General features: G+C 33.0%; 25 protein-coding genes. 3 read left to right on the forward strand and 22 right to left on the reverse strand.

The annotated features are described in order from the left end of the window. Nucleotides 1-120 precede the first annotated feature (120 nt). The 7 genes from ACFO5O_RS05485 to ACFO5O_RS05515 all read right to left on the reverse strand — a co-directional run bounded on the left by ACFO5O_RS05485 (nt 121) and on the right by ACFO5O_RS05515 (nt 5220). On the reverse strand, nt 121-864 hold the full coding sequence (locus ACFO5O_RS05485; RefSeq protein WP_387961690.1) for a DUF6090 family protein: 744 nt from the start codon (nt 862-864) through the stop codon (nt 121-123). 235 nt (nt 865-1099) lie between these two features. Continuing rightward, complete coding sequence (locus ACFO5O_RS05490; protein ID WP_387961692.1) at nt 1100-1837, reverse strand: hypothetical protein; 738 nt, start codon at nt 1835-1837, stop codon at nt 1100-1102. Between the two features lie 166 nt (nt 1838-2003). Beyond that, nucleotides 2004-2234 (reverse strand): hypothetical protein, encoded by a 231-nt coding sequence (locus tag ACFO5O_RS05495; RefSeq protein WP_387961694.1) that lies wholly within the window; start codon nt 2232-2234, stop codon nt 2004-2006. 509 nt (nt 2235-2743) lie between these two features. Continuing rightward, complete coding sequence (locus tag ACFO5O_RS05500) at nt 2744-3439, reverse strand: hypothetical protein (protein WP_387961696.1); 696 nt, start codon at nt 3437-3439, stop codon at nt 2744-2746. 152 nt (nt 3440-3591) lie between these two features. Further along, nucleotides 3592-4068, reverse strand: a complete 477-nt coding sequence (locus tag ACFO5O_RS05505; protein WP_387961698.1) for a peptidase associated/transthyretin-like domain-containing protein — start codon at nt 4066-4068, stop codon at nt 3592-3594. Between the two features lie 158 nt (nt 4069-4226). Next, complete coding sequence (locus ACFO5O_RS05510; protein WP_387961699.1) at nt 4227-4550, reverse strand: hypothetical protein; 324 nt, start codon at nt 4548-4550, stop codon at nt 4227-4229. A 175-nt stretch (nt 4551-4725) separates the two neighbouring features. Beyond that, nucleotides 4726-5220: a nuclear transport factor 2 family protein gene (locus tag ACFO5O_RS05515; protein WP_387961701.1), complete on the reverse strand. Its 495-nt coding sequence runs from the start codon at nt 5218-5220 to the stop codon at nt 4726-4728. Between the two features lie 326 nt (nt 5221-5546). Here ACFO5O_RS05515 and ACFO5O_RS05520 point away from each other — a divergent pair, with 326 nt between their 5' ends. Next, nucleotides 5547-6002 (forward strand): hypothetical protein, encoded by a 456-nt coding sequence (locus ACFO5O_RS05520; RefSeq protein ID WP_387961702.1) that lies wholly within the window; start codon nt 5547-5549, stop codon nt 6000-6002. Here the strand turns inward: ACFO5O_RS05520 and ACFO5O_RS05525 are convergent. The 6 genes from ACFO5O_RS05525 to ACFO5O_RS05550 all read right to left on the reverse strand — a co-directional run bounded on the left by ACFO5O_RS05525 (nt 5989) and on the right by ACFO5O_RS05550 (nt 10170). Continuing rightward, nucleotides 5989-6135 (reverse strand): hypothetical protein, encoded by a 147-nt coding sequence (locus ACFO5O_RS05525; RefSeq protein WP_387961704.1) that lies wholly within the window; start codon nt 6133-6135, stop codon nt 5989-5991. The genes ACFO5O_RS05520 and ACFO5O_RS05525 overlap by 14 nt on opposite strands. Before the next feature lie 428 nt (nt 6136-6563). Further along, complete coding sequence (locus ACFO5O_RS05530; protein WP_387961706.1) at nt 6564-7280, reverse strand: hypothetical protein; 717 nt, start codon at nt 7278-7280, stop codon at nt 6564-6566. A 153-nt stretch (nt 7281-7433) separates the two neighbouring features. Further along, on the reverse strand, nt 7434-8117 hold the full coding sequence (locus ACFO5O_RS05535; RefSeq protein ID WP_387961708.1) for a hypothetical protein: 684 nt from the start codon (nt 8115-8117) through the stop codon (nt 7434-7436). A 151-nt stretch (nt 8118-8268) separates the two neighbouring features. After that, nucleotides 8269-8910 carry a hypothetical protein gene (locus ACFO5O_RS05540; RefSeq protein WP_387961709.1) on the reverse strand — a complete coding sequence of 214 codons (642 nt, stop codon included), beginning with the start codon at nt 8908-8910 and terminating at the stop codon, nt 8269-8271. A gap of 185 nt (nt 8911-9095) precedes the next feature. Continuing rightward, nucleotides 9096-9632, reverse strand: a complete 537-nt coding sequence (locus tag ACFO5O_RS05545; protein WP_387961711.1) for a hypothetical protein — start codon at nt 9630-9632, stop codon at nt 9096-9098. A 142-nt stretch (nt 9633-9774) separates the two neighbouring features. After that, on the reverse strand, nt 9775-10170 hold the full coding sequence (locus ACFO5O_RS05550; RefSeq protein WP_387961712.1) for a winged helix-turn-helix transcriptional regulator: 396 nt from the start codon (nt 10168-10170) through the stop codon (nt 9775-9777). Between the two features lie 105 nt (nt 10171-10275). Between ACFO5O_RS05550 and ACFO5O_RS05555 the strand changes: the two genes are divergently transcribed. Together ACFO5O_RS05555 and ACFO5O_RS05560 are read left to right on the forward strand one after the other, a co-directional pair. Beyond that, nucleotides 10276-10857 (forward strand): NAD(P)H-dependent oxidoreductase, encoded by a 582-nt coding sequence (locus ACFO5O_RS05555; RefSeq protein WP_387961713.1) that lies wholly within the window; start codon nt 10276-10278, stop codon nt 10855-10857. 10 nt (nt 10858-10867) lie between these two features. Next, entirely contained in the window at nt 10868-11386 is a 519-nt protein-coding gene (locus tag ACFO5O_RS05560) for a peroxiredoxin-like family protein (RefSeq protein ID WP_387961715.1), read from the forward strand. Nucleotides 11387-11540: 154 nt separating this feature from the next. Here ACFO5O_RS05560 and ACFO5O_RS05565 read toward each other — a convergent pair whose 3' ends face one another. The 9 genes from ACFO5O_RS05565 to ACFO5O_RS05605 all read right to left on the reverse strand — a co-directional run bounded on the left by ACFO5O_RS05565 (nt 11541) and on the right by ACFO5O_RS05605 (nt 18166). Next, a complete protein-coding gene (locus ACFO5O_RS05565) occupies nt 11541-12017 on the reverse strand; it encodes an SRPBCC family protein (RefSeq protein ID WP_387961717.1) in 477 nt (158 codons plus the stop codon). 164 nt (nt 12018-12181) lie between these two features. After that, entirely contained in the window at nt 12182-12697 is a 516-nt protein-coding gene (locus ACFO5O_RS05570; protein WP_387961718.1) for a hypothetical protein, read from the reverse strand. A gap of 124 nt (nt 12698-12821) precedes the next feature. Further along, entirely contained in the window at nt 12822-13424 is a 603-nt protein-coding gene (locus ACFO5O_RS05575; RefSeq protein WP_387961720.1) for a hypothetical protein, read from the reverse strand. Between the two features lie 400 nt (nt 13425-13824). Continuing rightward, a complete protein-coding gene (locus ACFO5O_RS05580; RefSeq protein WP_387961722.1) occupies nt 13825-14202 on the reverse strand; it encodes a hypothetical protein in 378 nt (125 codons plus the stop codon). Nucleotides 14203-14405: 203 nt separating this feature from the next. Next, nucleotides 14406-14999 (reverse strand): tetratricopeptide repeat protein, encoded by a 594-nt coding sequence (locus ACFO5O_RS05585; RefSeq protein WP_387961724.1) that lies wholly within the window; start codon nt 14997-14999, stop codon nt 14406-14408. 136 nt (nt 15000-15135) lie between these two features. Then, nucleotides 15136-15819, reverse strand: a complete 684-nt coding sequence (locus ACFO5O_RS05590) for a hypothetical protein (RefSeq protein ID WP_387961726.1) — start codon at nt 15817-15819, stop codon at nt 15136-15138. A 143-nt stretch (nt 15820-15962) separates the two neighbouring features. Continuing rightward, a complete protein-coding gene (locus ACFO5O_RS05595; protein ID WP_387961727.1) occupies nt 15963-16604 on the reverse strand; it encodes a hypothetical protein in 642 nt (213 codons plus the stop codon). A gap of 158 nt (nt 16605-16762) precedes the next feature. Continuing rightward, nucleotides 16763-17482, reverse strand: coding sequence for a hypothetical protein (locus tag ACFO5O_RS05600; RefSeq protein ID WP_387961728.1), 720 nt, complete (start codon nt 17480-17482; stop codon nt 16763-16765). 153 nt (nt 17483-17635) lie between these two features. Then, the gene (locus tag ACFO5O_RS05605) at nt 17636-18166 is read right to left on the reverse strand and encodes a DUF6584 family protein (RefSeq protein WP_387961730.1); all 531 of its coding nucleotides are present in this window, start codon (nt 18164-18166) and stop codon (nt 17636-17638) included. Nucleotides 18167-18281: the final 115 nt, after the last annotated feature.

Here is an 18281-nt window from a genome sequence, read left to right on the forward strand (position 1 = left end):
CAGCTTGCAGGTAACGGTTTGTGTATGATTAGTTGCGGACATTTCCACCGGAAATTGTCCGCTGACATTAAAGATAGTTAATTGAAAGGATTTCCTTTTAGGAAATCCGCCAGCAATTAATTATACACGTTGTTGTGCTTTCGTTATTTTTATTTTTAAAGTCTCCAGGTAGGTCAGGATTCTTTTAAGCAAATCGACCCTGCTAGTTTCACTGAAGTTTTTTAGTCTAAAAGCTGCTTCAAGAATAATAATTGCCTCGCGATTATTCTCTGAAAGTTTCAGAAACTCAGCATGTTTTGGTTGATTGTCTAATCTAGAATTATAGGTTCCAAATCCTAGTTGTCTTGCATTCATTAGCATACGCAAATATTCTGCATCATTTTGGATTTGTAAATCACTAATTAGAATTTTAGTTCTTTTCAAATCCATCAAAACATTTCGAATTTCAGCAGGCATTAGTTTAATATCACCTGTAGATATTAACACCTCACTTGTATTTGTGTTAAATCTCAACACGGGAAAAGAAACCTCTACCTCTTTTAGCTTAACAATTATTTCTTCACTTGACAAATCAGGTGTTTTAAACATGTTTAAATAGCTCTCGTAGGTACTAATACTTTTTTTGATTCTAAAAATGTAATTAGCTATAACAGTTGTGTCTTTATCAATATCAATCAATAATTGATTGAAATAAGATTGTTTAGTTTGTTCTTGCTTTCTTAATTCATTCAAATTGTTGAGACTTAAGGCAATCAAAATACCAATAACGACAAGAATTATTTCTCCAATAGCATATTTCAAATACTTTCCAGTTTTGTTTCTCTCCATAAGCTCGTATCGTATTTTTCTAAAGAATTTTATCATAGGTTATTGGTTGGTTATAATGAAGCACAACGTGTTTGGCTATGATTTAGCTGCGCTGAATCTTCGATTTGCTTTCGCCAGTTCGCTACGCTCGTGTCGTTGCGGAGAAAATCCGGCCTGCCACGCTTTTGGGCGTGGGAGGATTTACCGACGTATTACGAAGTTAATTAATTCAAGTGAATTTTCCGCGAGGAAAAATCCGCAGCAATTAATTATACACGTTGTTGTGCTTTCGTTATTTTTTTAGTTCATTATTAATGAGCTGAATTAATTCATCTATTTCAGAAAGCATTTTATTAAAATCATTACTTTTTTCTGTTCTGAACTTCCAATATAAGTTTGCTTCAGTTACCAAAGCTGCTTTTGGGTGATTAATTTCAGTATTTAAAAAATCTTGTAATTTAGGATGAGTACTTATTCTTTCTGATAAATCACCGGTTCCTATTGCTAAAAAGTACTCTTTTAAGAATTCAGCTTGGATAAGGCTATTATTATTTACTCTTTCTACCAGCAGTTTTTGATTGCTTTTCAAGTCAAGTAATTTTTTTCGAATTTCTTTGGATAAAATTTTTATATCCCCTGATTTTTCAAGTGATTCAAATGTACTTGAATTGAAACTTATAAGACTAGCTCCCTTATTTAACTGTGACCTATTTGTAATCATCTCTTCAATACTTAAGTCTTTTCCATTGAAAGTTTCGATATATGCATTATAGGCAGTATTAAATGATTCTATGTTTAATATGTTTTCTTCTAAATTTTCCTTATCGCTATTTAAATCATCTATTAGTTGATTGTAATAGTCTTTTCTTACTGAAGAGGTTTGGTGATTTTCTTTATAAAGATTTAATTGAAGTGCAATCAAAATTCCAACTACAACAAGGATAATTTCTCCAATTGCATATTTAAAATACTTTTCAGTTTTATTTTCCATAAGCAAGTTTTGGCGAATTTTTCTAAAGAATTTTATCATTGGTTAGTGGTTGGTTATAATGAAGCACAACGGTTTTGTGTATGATTAGTTGCGGGAAAGGACGCGAGTCATTTTCCGCCGTAACCGAAAGATAATTAATAAGATTGAATTTCCGAGAGGAAATTCAGCCGCAATTAATTATACACGTTGTTGTAAAACGTTTTTATTATTTATATTCTTTTTCATAATCAAAGTTCGCTAAAGTTCCAGGTGGTGGTGGAATATTTCTGTATTCAGTTGGTGTCAATGTATAAACTTCAATTTCATCAATTCCGTTTTTTGAAAGTAAAGGTTCCAGCGAACTAAATAATAAATCATTGAACTTCTTGTCGTAAATTCCTTTTTCAAGTCTTGAGGAGTAATTGTATTTTTGTCCATTAACTTTCTTTATGTCCAAAGTGTCTATGTCAAGAGCAAAAAAGAGAATTTTTTCGTCCGTTTTATTTAGAAATTCCGTTATGATTGAGTCCTTAATTTTGCTTATTGATTTTAGCAGTGAGTTATTAAATTCAAATTCAGAATCCGAGTAAGTAAGTTTTTTGAATTTCGAGTGAGAGTCAGAAAAAGTGAGATTGGTATTCAATTCTTTAATTATCTCATTTCTTTGATAATTCCGATATCCTTTATAGCCCAAGTAGGATAATCCGATTATCACAATTAGTAAGGCAAAATATTTTATGCTATTTCTGTTTCTCAAATGTTTTACAACGGTCTTGTGTATGGCTCGTTGCGTGCAAATTAGCGATTAATTTTCGGTTGAGCCACAAGCCAGATTTTTAAATTTTACTATTTATCTTTTTATTGGAAATCGTCAAATTTAAAAATTTGGCGACTTTCCAAACACGCCTTAACTTTGATTTAAGCAACTGACCAGCAATGAGCTATACACGTTGTTGTAAAACGTACTTATTTCGCATTGTCAATTAACCACGCTTCTTTAAATTCTTTTGTTCTAGTCAATTCTTTCTCCATTTTTTTTCGGTCTAAATCTGTATCAAAATATTCTGGTCTCTCATAGAGTAGGTTATAAGCTGATTGATGAAGTCCGTATTTCTTTAAAATTTCAAAATCCGATTTTGCTTTTTCCGAAGTCAGATTTTTGTTGTTAAACTCAATTTTTAAAAGGTCAACTAATGTGTCATTTACAAACTCATTATCATAATTCAGTCGTTTTTTGTCCGATTTCACAGAGTTAAATTCTCGGATTATTTCATAAACTATTGAGTCATTATTTTCCACTTTTCTGCGATTCCAAAATTCAGCGTAATATTTGGTTTGTTTTTCAGGTTTGTTGTAAGTCAGTTGCAAACTGTCCATTAAATTCTCAAAATTTCGCTTAATGTAAATATCTTGTATTAAGAATTCATTGTCACTTTTAAAAATCAGATTTTCTAGTTTATCGTAACCGAACTTTTTAAATGATTCGTGAATTGTTTTTAAATTTTCGGGTTTTCTAATCCACGTGTTTTTTGTCCAATCAGAGTTACGTAAATCGAAAAATGAAGTTTTGTTTTCTGCGTAAAATTCCGATTCACTTTTTTCTTTATTAACGCAAGAAACGAGCAATAAAATCAGAATATTCAATGTTAGCAGTTTGTTCATTCGTATGTTTTACAACGTGTTTGGCTATGGTTTCGTTGCGGAGAAAATCCGCTAGGATTTTCCGCCGTAAACCGAAGATAGCAAATTTGCAAGGACTTTCCGAGAGGAAAGTCAGAAGCAATGAACTATAGCCGGTGTTGTGCAACGGTTTTTTATATTCCGTATTTTTCTTTTCGTTCTCTATTTTGTTTTTTTATGTACTTTTTTAGCTTTCTCGGATTATCCGTTTCAAAGTCAGTCCAAGAGTCCGCTATTCCTAAATATATTTTTAAATTAACTATTTCTTTATTTTTTATGTTTATAGATTTTGAAATTTTATTAAATCCTAAAAAGCTAAATTCAACATCATAAGAGTCAGGTGATAAATCAATTGTGAACTCTCCATTTTTGTCTGCAATTTTAATGAATTCTGCGAATTTAATAAGTCCATTTTCTATTGGTAAACTGTCGGCACGATTTAGAAACTGACCTCTGATTATTCCATAATCCGAAGTAGAGTAACTATCCGATTTCATTTCGATGATAGAAGGAATTCCAACTTCATAAAGGCAAATGTCAGATTTTGTATTTTTAGCTGTTCCACAACTACAAAATATTAAAATCAGAAGATAAAGTTTGGGTTTTTTCACGGTGTTTTTTAACTGTTGCACAACGGTCTAGTATAAGAATAGTGCGGTTTTGTGTGCGAGGATTTTCCGTAGGAAAATCAGAGTGACCAAATGCGCACTAACTTTTGGTTTTATACTAAACTACGCATTATTTTTATACGGTGTTGTGCAACGTATTTTTATTTATTTGTCAGTTTCTTTTTTATAAACATTCCAATAAAAATAATTCCTATAGCTTGAATCAGAGTGTTCAAAAAGAGTAGGGTCAGATTTTTTAATGTCCAAAAGTCAGTATTTGACTGAATTAATGGAAATCCGTCTTTAAAAAGTCCAATGGGAAATCCGACAATAAAATTTACAATTCTATTAAATTCCACTTGTTTATTATTTACATCGTCTCCCATTGAGAGAAAAGTCAGAACAACAGTAATGATTGTCAATCCAATCAGGATAAAAACCATTGTCAGGATTATTTGGTAAATTCTTTTTGTTTGGGTTTTCAAGTTTTAGAAATCAGCGTTTAGTTTGGATATGTTGCACAACGTGTTTGGCTATGATTCCGTTGCGAGAAAATCCGCGAGGATTTTCGGAGTAGGAATCAAGCCAAGTTAAAGTTAATTATTTTATTGGTTTAGCATGTCGCAAGCAATGGATTATAGCCGGTGTTGGCTGTAGTGTTTATTGTTTATTCATCCATTTATTCGTATTACCTGTCATAGCCCAGAGGATGTTAACAATCTTCCACTCTCCATTTAATTTTCCCAGATGGATATAATCGACAAATTCAAACTTGTTAGTTACCGCTTTTACAGTTGCAATACCATTTGAGATTTCGTAAATAATGATTTCGGATTTTAGAGGTTCTTTAGGGTCAACATCTGCTTTATAGAACAGAGTGAAATCAAAACCTTTAGAGTATGCAATTAAACTTGCTGCGGTCATATTTTCTGGATATTCTATGCCTTCTTTGTTTTTCTCGATGGTCCTTTTTGCCAAATCGGGATGCATAGCTTTTTCAATTCTTTGAGGGTTGTTGGTTTCCATTCCTTCAAGATAATTCAGGACTGTTTCCTTTATTTGGGTAGAATCGTTTGGCGTTTGTGCGAAGACAGGACTATTATGAATTAATAGTATAACAGCAAAGAAATAAAGAGGTGTTATTATTTTTTTCATATTATAATTTAAAGTTTGCCTACTCTAATCAGTTTTCAGCTTCCCTGTGTTCACTTGCACTCAAATGATTATAAGAGTTTGGTTTGTCAGCATTACAGCCAACGAAGGCGTTTATGGCTCGTTGCGGTGGGTGTGAGCACGTCAAGTTTACTTGTAAGTGCGGGAAACCCAAAGAGCAACGACAAAAAAAAGAACCATAGCGAAGCAATGAGCTATAAACATTGTTAGCCGCTGTATTATTTTCTTTGGCAGGCCATCGTTTTCGACGTTAAGTTAATAAGATTGAAGAAATAAAATGAACTTTAATGATAAATAAATTAAATTAGATGAAAACAACATTAGAAATGGACAGAATTAAAGAAAGACAAAAACTATCAGCATTAGGAATGTCTTATAGTATTCAGAGAATGGATTTGTTAATTGTTTCTATTAGTGGGGCAGGAATATATGTTTGTCTAGAAACTTTAAAATACATTAATGACAAGCAACTTGAAACTAGCACGTTAATAAAATGGGCTGGAGGAGTCCTTTTGTTTGCTATAATAGTAAATTTTATCTCACAGTTTTTAGGACACAGGTCAAACTTAAACGATTATTTAATGTGCGAGGCAAAGTTGGATGCAGGAAGCAAAATAAGTAAAGCCGAGCAATCTATAATTGATAGATATGACTACAAGGCAGAATGTTATGATAAAGCAACCAATATATTTAATTATGCTAGTGCTTTATCAATGTTTGTTGGACTGGTTTTACTTCTGTCTTACTTCCTTATGGCTTTCTAATAGGTGGTCTTCCACCTCCTTTATTAGGTGGTGATGTTGGCGGTGATTGCCTAGGTTGAGGGTTTGGTTGACTTGGTCTGCTAGGCGGTGTCGGACGATTTGGAGGTGTTGGTTTAGTCGGTTGTTTTCCCATAATTAATTATTTAAAATATTAAGTCAACTGCGTAGCAGTTGCAAGGTTCTTTTTTTTGATAAACGCCTTCGTTAGCCGCAATTAGTGGAATAGGGGAAATTTCGCTTTGCGATGTTTCGTTCCACGTATCCGAAACCGAGACAATGCGTTAAGAAATTTTTCAGCGAAGCGAATCAGAAAAATTTTAGCATTGTTGAGGTTGAGGTTATTGCGGCTAACGGTTAAGCTATGAGTAGTGCGGAGGCAAGGAAACCTTTATGTTTCTGTCTTCGCACGTAGCAAAAGCTTTTTGTTTTGATTTATATTTTTTCGTCTGAGCAATCCCGACGCTTCGGGAGAAAAGATTTTGCGGACATAGTAAATATACGCTTAAATTAAATTTTGCATTTAACCCCGCATTACTTATAGGTATTGTTACCACACGTTTTTTATATGGGTTTATATTGTTTTATCTTCCATTCCTTATCTGACAAGTCAATAAATTGATATGATATTTTGTCTTCTTTGTCAAAATCTCCGTTCCGATTTGAATCTTCAATACTTCTGAAATACAATCTATTTTTAATTGGCACAATATCCCAATCAATTAATTCATGAAATTCAGCCGTTAGTTTCGTAAATTTGGTTCCATCTATATTACTGATATAAAGAGTAGATATATCAGAATCGTTAAGCTTGTTGTCCCGATTTGTATCTTTATCTAAAACCCTGTAAACCAAAATTTGCTTACTCGTTTTCTCAAATATTTTATTAAGAAATCTGACGGATTTAATCCGAATATTTTTATCTGTTAACATACGAGTCTTTTCAGATTCAATATCTTCAAATATTAGGTTGTAGAGATTTCCTGATATTTCATATTCTCTATAGCCAGAGAAGCTAAAACTCCCAGAACCATAGCTTGATGAACTAAAATAACTACTACGAGAACCATAATATATTTCGTATTCGCCAATTGGATGAATTAAATAGTTTGTGCTATCAATATGGATTGGCAAATCGGCTATCTCTATCCTTGTAGAGTCTTTTTTTAATTCTTGAATTTCAATTACTCCGTTTTCTGGGTAAATTACCTTTGGCTTTTCATCATTTCCACAAGAAGTAAGAAATATTAATGCAAATACTAAAATTATGAAGTTTCTCATTTTTTTAAATGTGTGGTAACGTTTATGTATAAGGAAAGTTGCGTGTTTGTGTGCGAGGATTTTCCGAAGGAAAATCAGAAGCAAGCAAACGAGCAACTATCTTTGGTTTAGCTAAAACTAGCAATTTTTTTTATACGGTGTTAGGCAACGTTTTTATTTTTTTTCCGTTTCTAATTCAGCCATTTTTTTGTCAGTCATTGTTGCTGTTTTAGACATTCCGTTTATAATTTCAAATGTCATAACCAAAGCAATTGATGAGTCCAAAGCCATTTTAGTTTCTATAAGTATTTTGCCAATTGCGTTAATCGCTATTTGCAATGTCTTTTCGTTATTTTCAAGATTTATGTTTTTGTCAATGAATTTTCTTGTTTCATATCCAACTTGCAATGGCAAAAAGAATGGTTTGTTATCTTCTGGAATTGACAAATTCAGATTTCCCCATTCCGTTTTTCCAACATTTTCCGCATAGTTTTCAAAAATTCCAGTTAGTGAAGGAAATGAACTATTATCAAAATGAGAGTCAATTTTGCTTTTAATTCTCGCAAAAACACATTCTTTAGGTAATTCATTCCAATTTTCGACAGCGACTTCTCCAACAAGTAATTCATTAATTTTCTCCGAAAAAACTGCTGAACCTGGTTCAAAATCGTGTTCGTTTATTGAAAATTCATTTGCAACTTCAATACATCTTTCCGCAACAATTGTAGAAATTAAGCATATCGCATCTTCTACTCGAACTCCTTTTTTAGTTTGAATACTGTTGTAAACAAAATTCACTAATTTTTTTGTCAGTTTCTCGTCAGTCGGTTTAGAGTTTAAAAAATCGAAAAATCCCATAGTTTATTCAAATGTTGGTTGGTTTGTCAAATGTTGCCTAACGGTTACGTATAAGAATAGTGCGGTTTTGTGTGCAAGGATTTTCCGAAGGAAAATCAGACGTAACAAAAATGCACTAACCTTTGATTAAGCACTTACCAACGCATTATTTTTATACAATGTTGTAAGTAGTCTTTTTTAATTTTATTTCCTCAAATCTCTCACTCGGAACATCCTCAACACTGTTGAAATAATCTTCCGCTGTTTTTAGAGATTCAATTGCTTTTTCCTCTTTTCCAGCCAAAATATAAAAGTCAAATATTTTTGAAATAAATCCAAAACGTTGTCTTTCCATTAAACTGTCTGCTGCACCTTCCCAATCAGAAACTTTATCCAATAAGGGTAATCCAATTGTTAAAATGTTTTTTGTCAAATCGTTCATTAGTTTGACATTATCAAATTCGGTTAAGTCATAATGTCCTCCATTCCAAAAGTCGGTATTCCAAGTCTTTATATGGTTATCATACCAAGATTCAACAAATTCATTCATTGGTTTGAATCCGTATTTTTTTTCGTGCCATTTCACATAGTAGTTTGATTTAACAGACAAAATTGTCCAAAAACAAACAATAGTATTTCCAAAATTTCGCTGATTTTTAGCAAAGTAGATTTCTTGAGTAAAATCGCCTATTTTTCTTTTAAAAGTCAGTTCCGATTTGAGAAGTTTAAATCCAAGCGAAGTAAGTTCAGGTTGAACGAATTCTTCGACTAACTTTCGAATTCTGTCTCCTGGTTTTAATTCCGCATATTTCATTATTTTTCTCGTGAACATTGGGTTTCTCAGATTACTTACAACGGTCTTGGCTATGGTTTCGTTGCGGAATGGTTCGGCAGAACTATTCCGCCGTAAACCAAAGTTAGCAAATACGCAGGAATTTCCGAGAGGAAATTCCGCCGCAATGAACTATAGCCGTTGTTGTGTGCTGTGCTTTTTTTCATTTACATTTTTGTTCCTAAATAATAAACCATTTTATCTTTTGGGATAACAAATATTAATTCAGTTCCAGTTGGGTCAATTCCGTTGCAATAGATACTCCAAGGATAAACATAAACGCTTTCAGGATTCAGTTCGTCCATTTTCGGAAACCAAGGAATTTGATATTGCCAACCATTTGCTAATTCCACTGCATCACTTAATACTTTTGGCAAACTATCTAACCGATGCCAGCCTTTATTATTTTTCAGTTCCAATTCAGTCACATTTGATATTTCAATTGCATAAGCGTCCAGATAATCACCTGTGAATGAACGTCCAGATTCGTAACTATTCAGCACTTTTTCAATTCGCTGGTCTCCAAGTCCGCACCAATTCAGCACGAATCTTACGTCAGATTTTGTTGCTTTGTTTTCGACAGTTTTATTTCCGATTGAAGTAGAGTAGGCGAGATAACCTAAAATCAGAATTATTCCGATTAGGGATATTCCACCCCAAATCGCAAGTGCATTTTTTCCTATTCTATAAATTTTGTTTTTCAATCAGTTAAATTTTCAGCGGTTTGTTTGGGCATTGCACACAACGGTTTTGTATATGAAAAGTAGCGGATTTTACTCACGGACTTTTCGATTTGGTACTGACCTTAAATTTATAAAATTCATTTTCGATTAGGCGCTTAAACCGCTATTTTTTATATACGTTGTTGTACGCTGGCTTTTTTCCATTTTCTATTATTCTACATTGTTCAAAGTCCATTTCGGGATAAGCTTCATTTGCCCAATCACTTAACAACTTTAAAACGGGTAAAAGTCCAACTGCTTTTTCGGTTAATGAATATTCAACTCTTGGCGGAATTTCAGCAAAGGACTGTCTTAAAAGTAATCCATCATTTTCCAATTCTTTCAATTGATTAGTCAGTACCTTTTTTGAAATTGTTGGTATAAGTGTATTGAGCATTCCAAATCGCATAGAACCATTAGATAGTAAATATAAGATAATCGGTTTCCATTTATTCCCAATTATGTTCATCGTATGCACAAGGGAACATGCATTTGGGTTGTCTATATATTTTCTTGCCATTAGTTACTTTTTGGTTACCACTATTTGTTCAAATTCAAACACTATAGTTTCTTTTTTAAACTATAATTAGTTTCTTTGCGATACAAATATAATTAAAAATTTAAAATGAAAAATATTTTTATAATAAATGGGCATCAAAAATATCCGTTTTCAGAAGGAAAGTTAAACGCAAGTTTAACTAAAAAAGCAGAAACCTACTTTAAGAGCAACGGTTACAATATCAAGAAAACTACAATGAAAGACAATTATAATGTCAATGAAGAAATTGAAAAATTTAAATGGGCAGATGTTGTCTTTTTTCAAACTCCTTTAAACTGGATGGGTGTTAGTTGGTCATTTAAAAAATATATAGATGAAGTATTTTCGATGGGTATGATGGGCGAAATGTCTGATGGTGATGGAAGAAGTAAAGAAGCACCGAAGAAGAATTACGGATTAGGTGGAAAGTTAAACGGAAAGTATATGGTGTCAGTAACAGCTAATGCACCAAAAGAAGCTTTTAATAATCCAGAGGAAACTTTTTTTAATGGTATGAGTGAAGATGACTTACTAAAACCTATGCATCTTAATTTTAAATGGTTTGGTTTTGAACCATTACCAACTTTTGTGGCATATGATGTAATGAAAAACCCTGAAATAGAGAATGATTTTAATCGTTTTGAAAATCATTTAAAAGCAAACTTTTAAAGTATTAATTATGAATAGACCAACACCAAAACATACAGCACCAGATTTACAATTCTCATTATTAGATGGAAATCTATGGAATTTGGCAGACCAAAATCCAGACAATTTTACTTTGGTTGTTTTTTATCGAGGTTTACATTGTCCATTATGTAAAAAGTATTTACAACAATTAAAGGAATTGTTATCCGAATTTGAGAAAAGAGGCGTTAATGTCGTAGCTGTAAGTATGGATACAGAAAAGAGAGCAAGACTTTCTCGTCAAAAGTGGGAATTGTCTAATCTTACTTTGGGCTACGGTTTATCTGAAAAATCAGCAAGAGATTGGGCTTTGTATTTAAGTGCAGGTGTAAAAGATGGTGAACCAATTGAGTTTAGTGAGCCAGGATTATTTTTGATAGACAATAGTAATCAAATTTATTATTCAGCTATAAACAGTAATCCTTGGGGAAGACCATATCTTCCTTCTTTTGTAAAAGCGGTAGATTATATCGTTCAGTCAGGCTATCCTGCAAGAGGTGAAATGCTTTAGTTCAGCTTGCGTACAACGTGTTCGTGTATGATTATGTTGCGGAAAAGGACGCGTGTCATTTTCCGCCGTAACCGAAAGATAATTAATAAGTTTGAATTTCCGAAAAGGAAATTCAGCCGCAATTAATTATACACGTTGTTGCCATACGTACTTTTTATTCAGTCAATATTTGTTTCCATTTGTCAGATTCCGCAAACTCTTTCACAATTCGGTTCCGTTCGGTTAGTAAATCAGTCATATATTTTTTTAGAAATATTCTGTCCGCTAACTTGCCTAAAATTCCAAATGGTGATTTATAGTCAAAAAAATCAGTCATTAAAGTTCCGCCATTCAATTCCGCAAAGTGATGTTCGTGTTTAAATCCGCTGAACGCTCCGCTAACCATTTCGTCCGCAAAGTAATTCGGTCGGTCAAATTCGGTTATTTTGGATGTCAGTTTTTGGTAAATTCCAAAATGTTTCGCTTTCCACGTAACGCTTTCATCCAATCCGATTAGTCCGCTCGTTTTTCCAGCGATTGCAGTTTCGTTTGTGTGTTCAGTCGATATTTTATGTAAATCTATACTCCGAGATAGGTCAAAAACTATTTCCTTGTCAGCTTTGATTTCAGTTCTTAATTCAATTCTCGGCATTCAGTTTTGGTATGGATGGCAACGTGTTTGGCTATGGTTTCGTTGTGTGAAAATCCGCGAGGATTTTCCGCCGTAAACCGAAGATAGCAAATTTGCGAGGACTTTCCGAGAGGAAAGTCAGAAGCAATGAACTATAGCCGGTGTTGGCTACAGTTATTTTATTTTTATGCAACTCCATTTACTCTAAAGTCTACAAATTCCTTTTTGTCAATTATATAATTTATATTCCAAAATCGACTTCCTCCGTCAAACCACATTTGCCAATCCGTTTTCCAAGAATCATCGGGTTTAGTCCAACCTCGAATAGATTCCCAAATACTGTATCCATTCCAAATGAAATTTAAGTGAATTACTCTTTGTCCGTATTGGTCAATAAATCCGATATATTGTCGGTCATATTTTTTTAATCTTTTATGAATTATTGGTCCATAATGTTTTCCTTGATTCGGTTTGTTTTTATTAATCTTTTTTATTTGACTCCGTAATTGATTTTCCAATTCCACAATTTCTTCTTTTGTCGGCGTAAATCTTTTTTCAATTGATGGATTGTCGGTTAGCGGAATGTCATAAGTTTTAGGGAAAATTGCTCCTTCAAATTTTCGGCTTTCAATCAACTCAATATTTTGAGAGAAAGTCAGTCCAAAATTTAGCGTTAATATTATTAGAAGCAGTTTTTTCATAATTGTAGCCAACGGTCTCGTATAACCGTCAGTTACGGGTTAAATTAGCGATTATTTTCGGTTTAGCACAGGCTTTAGCAATTCTGAGTGGATTCGGACGTAGTCGAATCCGCCGTAATTGCGGTTATACATTGTTAGCAAACGTATTTATTTCAAATATTATGTCAAATCCAGGATTCCAATTTTCAATTCCATTTCTTTCTACGTCAATTGGAAAGTTCCTATATGACCATTCTATATAGGTTTTGTCAATATTATATTTTGTCTCTTTTATAATTCCTCCTTTTATTCCATTAAGCTTGTCAAAATTCGACTTGTAGAATTGATAGTCCTTTCCTTTTATTTGATTATTAATTGCTGAAATGAAAAATGAGTTCAGACCGAGCTTTTTGTACCGTTCTTCTAATTCGGCAATTACAATCAATATTTTTGGTGGATTCTCTTTATTCCAATTTTTGTCAAATATGAAGGTTTGACTTTCGCTTATTTTCTTAATCTCTTTATAAGTATGGTTTAATAATTCCTTTTTAAGGTTTGTTTGCCTTACAGGTTCGATTAACAAAACGTCTGGATTTTTATAAAATCCTTTTTGTTTGAAGTGCAAATCATATTCCGCTGTAAAGTCCGATAAGAATACATTGAAAAAGTCTCTTGATGTTTTCAAGGAAAGGTCTGTTTTAGAGAAAAAACAAAAAACTTCAAATGTTTCAGATTTGTATTTGTTCATATGTTTGCTAACGGTCACGCGGATAAGGCGAGTAGTGTTGCGAGCTTGCTCGCATTAGCTACGGTAGCCTTTAGACGCATATTCGCCTTATCCGTTGTTGGGAATCTGTGCCGTAGGCACAGGGCGAATATGCAGTCGTACTGCGTGACCGTTGGGAACATTTAGCATACGCAGTAGACACGCAGTGTCGCGGATGCGTGCCGAAGGCATTGTTCCCAACGTGTTCGTGTATGGCTTGTTGCGGAAAATCAGTATGATTTTCCGATTAAGGAAACAAGATAGCAAATTGCGCAAGAATTTCCGAGTAGGAAATTCAGAAGCAATGAGCTATACACGTTGTTGTACGCAGTTTTTAACCCATTTAGTGATTCAATTCCGTTTTGGGTTTTCACATTTTACATCAAGGCTCAATTATTTTAATATGCAAAGTTTTGTATTCTTGAGATTTATTTCCATCTACAATAAGGTTTTCTACGTGAAAAATTGTTACATAATCTCCTGCTTTTAGTTTTTTTGCCAAAATATTTGAGTCAGCGTTTAGTGTATTTCCTTCTACAGGTATTGATGCTTTACCTCTAAATTTAATTCTAAAGTTTTCAATTCCGAATGAGTCATTTCCAAAAAGTTCTTCACATTTAAAATTCAGTTTTTTAGATGTTAGTTGCTCAACCGTCATTTCAAAAGTACAAGGCGCTCTATCAATTAAAAGATTTGCCGAGTTTTGACTTTGAGCAAATGAAAAACTCGAAATAAAAAGTAGAAAAGATAAAATTCTCATAGTATTTGTTTTTAACATTCAGATGCTAATTCAAACGTCTAAATTGTTGCTCAAATTGCGTACAACGGTCTCGTATAACCGTCAGTTACGGGTTTATATGCTTTAATTTTCGGTTTAGCACAGGCTTTAGCAATTCCGAGTGGATTCGGACGTAGTCGAATCCGCCGTAATTGCGGTTATACATTGTTGGCATTAGTTTTTTATTATTCATTTCCGAGTATTGCATTATATCCACCACCATTGTAATTCCGAATCAAAAGTTCAATCGAATTCACGTATTGTTTTTCAGATTCGGTCAATTTTTTTGATTTAAGTTCGTCCAATTCCGCTATTGCTTTTTGTTTTTCTCCAATAATAGTTTGTAAAGTCAAATAACCAATATATTCCATTAAATTTTCTTCGTTTTCATAACGGATTTTTGGATTTTGTTCAAATGCTGTTTTGTATAAATCCATTGCCTGATTTAGTTTGTCCATTTTTTCCAGCGTCATCCCTTTCAAAGTCAAAATAGAGTTAGTTTTTTGCATTTCTGCTGGTACAGATTCTAAAATTTCTAAAGCTAATTCGGGCTGTTGATTCCACCAATATGTTTTTACCAGACTTTCATAAGTCGGAATATCAGTTGGGTCAATTTCAAGAGCTTTCTTAAAGTAAACAATTGCGCTGTCCGTTTTATTCTGCATTTGAAATTCAATTCCCTTTTCTTGGTATTCGATAACCAATGGATTCGGCTTATTTTTCTCGTTCTTACAAGAAATGAGAATGACCAAAATTGATATGTAGATTGCTTTTTTCAAATTAATGCCAACGGTCTCGGCTATGAGTAGTTGCGTGGTTTAGCTGTCAACTTTACAAGTACACACCAAGCTGAAAATCCGCTAGGATTTTCAGAAGTAGGCGAGAACAAGCAATTACTTATAGACATTGTTGTGGTTAGTTTTTTATTTTCAGTTTTAAATATTTTATTTCTTTTTCACAGTCCGTTTGAAATTCAGATTCCAGTTTCAAGTAATAGACATTTCCATATGTTTTAGACTCTACTGTTCTCCAGCCCTCAATTCCAATTACATATTGTTCTTTAGTTTTCAAATCCGTTAATGCAATTTCCTCTTCTCCATAATAGTTCGAATAAGAAATGGCTGTTTCTCCACTCGAAGTCAAAGGTTTTCCCATTGTAAAACAAGTCAGTCCATTTTCCAAGTCAACTGATAAAAATCCCCAACTTTCGTATCCTGTAATTTCAATTAGTGCATTTCCGCAATAAGTTCCTTTAAATTCATAATTGGAATATGCTTTTTCTTTTTTTAAATATTTGCACGCTTTTAATTCAGGTGTTTTTATTCCAATATCGACATTTTGATTTGCAGAAAATGTATAACAAGAATCTTTAAGCTTGAATATTTCAGGATATTCTTCGGTCAGTTCAAGTTCATACTTTGGCTTAAATTCAATTAGCTTTTCTGAAATTCCGACAACTTTTTCGTATTCCGACTGTTCAATAAGTTCTGTTTTTCCATTTAGAATATCCGACAAATTCCGTATTTCAAAATCACAATTTTGCGCCCAAGAAATTTGGACAATTGTAAGTAGAAATATTAAAATCAGTTTTCTGTTCATTGGTTTGGGTAAATTAACCACAACGGTTTGGCTATGATTTCGGCGTGGAATCGTCCGCAGGACTATTCCGCAGAGAAATCAAGCTAATTTAATGTTTTTACTTTTGGTTTTTGCACTGTCGCCACGCTGAATTATAGCCGTTGTTAGGTGCTGTACTTGATATACTCATATATCGTAATAAAATCATCTTCGCCTTTACGTTTTGAGATTATTTTTTGGACCAGTCCATTTTTATCTCTTTTCCAAATTCGTTTAGTATTTAGTATACTCTTTCCATCTTTTTCTTGGTATAAGACTTCTTTGATTAGTAAATTATTTTTGTCATAAGTAAAAGCACTTAAGAGGATTTTTTCTCCATTAACATTTTTCCATACTTTCACCATATTACCATTTGAATCATACTCCTTTAGGATTGGATTATTTTCATTTCTTGTTTTGGATTCTAATGTTTTTGCTGTAATACTATATTTTTGGCTACTTTTCTTTATTTCGTTACCATTTAAGTCAATTGAAATAAAATACCTTAAACTATCATTAGGATATTCAAACTTATAATGGCTAGTAGTCTCACCATTTTCTGAATAAGATTTTTGTTCTAATTCCCGACCTTGTTTATCGTATAGATACCAAGCAAAGAGTTTTTTTTCTTTATTTTTTTTAATCAAAAACACATTGGTTTCCTTAACATTATTATTGCTCTTTAGTTCAGCTTGAACTTTCCAATTATTCTGGGAAAGACAAAGTCCGCTTATTAGAAATATGGAAATTTTAATTATTGTTCGCATCGTTTTTTCGTATTGCACCTAACGTGTTTGTATAAGAATAGTTGCGGTTTTGTGTGCGAGGATTTTCCGAAGGAAAATCAGATGTAACAAAACGAGCAACTAACTTTGGTAACACCTAAAAATAGCAATTATTTTTATACGGTGTTAGGCACAGTATTTTAATATTTTTTCTTATCCGATATTTTCAAATCCGTTAAGGAAATTAGATAATCACAAGCGTTATAATAATTCCCTTTACTTGGCGACCAAACACTTACAGCTCTATAATCCGTTTGATTAACACCTTCCATAATCCATTCAGAACCATCAGTTCCGATTGAACTACGAGCTAAATCCATTTTCCAAAAATTCGCTTTTCCAATAAGTTGAGTAAATTCAGCCCATTCTTTTTCGGTTAGTATTTTCAGTCGCTCAATTTCTATTTTTCCAGGTTCATAACCACCAGCTCCACTTAACACTTTCCAATACAGAATATATCTGTCATTTCTCTTTTCGAACCTAAAAGTCATTGGTTTGTCAAAAGTCCTCAACCAAGTAAATCGATAAATTTCTTTATCAATTTTTCTATTAAATAACAAAGGCTCTTTCATTGCGTGAAGATGTTCTGAATACCAATTCACAACAAATTCGTCATAAGTGCCTTCGATAATTTTTGTCCTAATTGTAAATGTTGAGTCATTTTCCTCAATCCAATCTGTTTTAACTTTAGGAAACATTTCTTTCGGAAAGTAAGGTTGTTTAAAATCTGTTGGAATATTTAGGCTATCAACTTTGATTGTTGAGTCAACAAATTTGTCAATAGATTGACTGAATCCAATTTGAGTTAGAAACAATGTCAAAATTCCAATTGATAATATTCGTCGCAAAGGTTTGTTCATATTGTGCCTAACGGTCTCGTATAACCGTCAGTTACGGGTTAATTTGCGTTAATTTTCGGTTTAAAACTGACGTTAGCAATTCCGAGCGGATTCGGACGTAGTCGAATCCGCCGTAATTGCGGTTATACATTGTTGTGGTGTCGTTTTTTATTCTCAAAATATCCATTGTATTACAGTCAAAAAACCAATAATTATCAAAATTCCAATTGAAGCTAAAATCGCGAAAAAAATAAATCCGCCTAATTTCTCCTTAAAGGTTTGTTTGTGGTCAGAATTATTATTCTTTTGTTTATTCGTTTTCGGATTGAACTTTGGAATGTAATTAGCTTTTTCTTTGCTATCAGATTCCAATTCATTCAACTTTTTTTGAGCATAATCAGATAGTTTTGATTTGTCTCCACGAAATACAATTTCCTGCAAAATTTGATATCCAGAATTATTTACTGATTTTTCGTATATCTCAACGCATTTTTTTATTCGGTCGTCAGTTGGTTCAGTCAGAATCCAATATTTTCCAGCAGAGTCCAAAAATCCGCTTTCATAATAAAGTTCAGCGAGTTTATTCCACAATTCAATTTCGTTCGGATTTTCCTGTATTAAATTCCGCAACCTGTCAGTCGCTTTGAATTTCATTCCGCTTTCAATTTCGGAATCTATTTTATCTAATTTTTCTTTTAAACTCACAATGTTTCTCTCAAATGCACCACAACGGCTCAGTATATGAAAAGTAGCGCTGAAAATAAGCAGTCACTTTTCGGATTAACACAAGCCGAATTTTTAAATTTTATTATTTATTTTT

This window comes from Geojedonia litorea (assembly GCF_042654525.1).
Taxonomy (GTDB): domain Bacteria; phylum Bacteroidota; class Bacteroidia; order Flavobacteriales; family Flavobacteriaceae; genus Geojedonia; species Geojedonia litorea.

What these genes read in the sequence shown, in the direction of transcription:
- ACFO5O_RS05550 (WP_387961712.1), bottom strand. Translation starts at nt 10,170, where the DNA reads ATGGCAAGAAAATATATAGACAACCCAAATGCATGTTCCCTTGTGCAT.
- ACFO5O_RS05500 (WP_387961696.1), bottom strand. Translation starts at nt 3,439, where the DNA reads ATGAACAAACTGCTAACATTGAATATTCTGATTTTATTGCTCGTTTCT.
- ACFO5O_RS05575 (WP_387961720.1), bottom strand. Translation starts at nt 13,424, where the DNA reads ATGAACAAATACAAATCTGAAACATTTGAAGTTTTTTGTTTTTTCTCT.
- ACFO5O_RS05555 (WP_387961713.1), top strand. Translation starts at nt 10,276, where the DNA reads ATGAAAAATATTTTTATAATAAATGGGCATCAAAAATATCCGTTTTCA.
- ACFO5O_RS05590 (WP_387961726.1), bottom strand. Translation starts at nt 15,819, where the DNA reads ATGAACAGAAAACTGATTTTAATATTTCTACTTACAATTGTCCAAATT.
- ACFO5O_RS05570 (WP_387961718.1), bottom strand. Translation starts at nt 12,697, where the DNA reads ATGAAAAAACTGCTTCTAATAATATTAACGCTAAATTTTGGACTGACT.
- ACFO5O_RS05560 (WP_387961715.1), top strand. Translation starts at nt 10,868, where the DNA reads ATGAATAGACCAACACCAAAACATACAGCACCAGATTTACAATTCTCA.
- ACFO5O_RS05530 (WP_387961706.1), bottom strand. Translation starts at nt 7,280, where the DNA reads ATGAGAAACTTCATAATTTTAGTATTTGCATTAATATTTCTTACTTCT.
- ACFO5O_RS05595 (WP_387961727.1), bottom strand. Translation starts at nt 16,604, where the DNA reads ATGCGAACAATAATTAAAATTTCCATATTTCTAATAAGCGGACTTTGT.
- ACFO5O_RS05485 (WP_387961690.1), bottom strand. Translation starts at nt 864, where the DNA reads ATGATAAAATTCTTTAGAAAAATACGATACGAGCTTATGGAGAGAAAC.
- ACFO5O_RS05515 (WP_387961701.1), bottom strand. Translation starts at nt 5,220, where the DNA reads ATGAAAAAAATAATAACACCTCTTTATTTCTTTGCTGTTATACTATTA.
- ACFO5O_RS05490 (WP_387961692.1), bottom strand. Translation starts at nt 1,837, where the DNA reads ATGATAAAATTCTTTAGAAAAATTCGCCAAAACTTGCTTATGGAAAAT.
- ACFO5O_RS05600 (WP_387961728.1), bottom strand. Translation starts at nt 17,482, where the DNA reads ATGAACAAACCTTTGCGACGAATATTATCAATTGGAATTTTGACATTG.
- ACFO5O_RS05540 (WP_387961709.1), bottom strand. Translation starts at nt 8,910, where the DNA reads ATGAAATATGCGGAATTAAAACCAGGAGACAGAATTCGAAAGTTAGTC.
- ACFO5O_RS05520 (WP_387961702.1), top strand. Translation starts at nt 5,547, where the DNA reads ATGAAAACAACATTAGAAATGGACAGAATTAAAGAAAGACAAAAACTA.
- ACFO5O_RS05535 (WP_387961708.1), bottom strand. Translation starts at nt 8,117, where the DNA reads ATGGGATTTTTCGATTTTTTAAACTCTAAACCGACTGACGAGAAACTG.
- ACFO5O_RS05580 (WP_387961722.1), bottom strand. Translation starts at nt 14,202, where the DNA reads ATGAGAATTTTATCTTTTCTACTTTTTATTTCGAGTTTTTCATTTGCT.
- ACFO5O_RS05565 (WP_387961717.1), bottom strand. Translation starts at nt 12,017, where the DNA reads ATGCCGAGAATTGAATTAAGAACTGAAATCAAAGCTGACAAGGAAATA.
- ACFO5O_RS05525 (WP_387961704.1), bottom strand. Translation starts at nt 6,135, where the DNA reads ATGGGAAAACAACCGACTAAACCAACACCTCCAAATCGTCCGACACCG.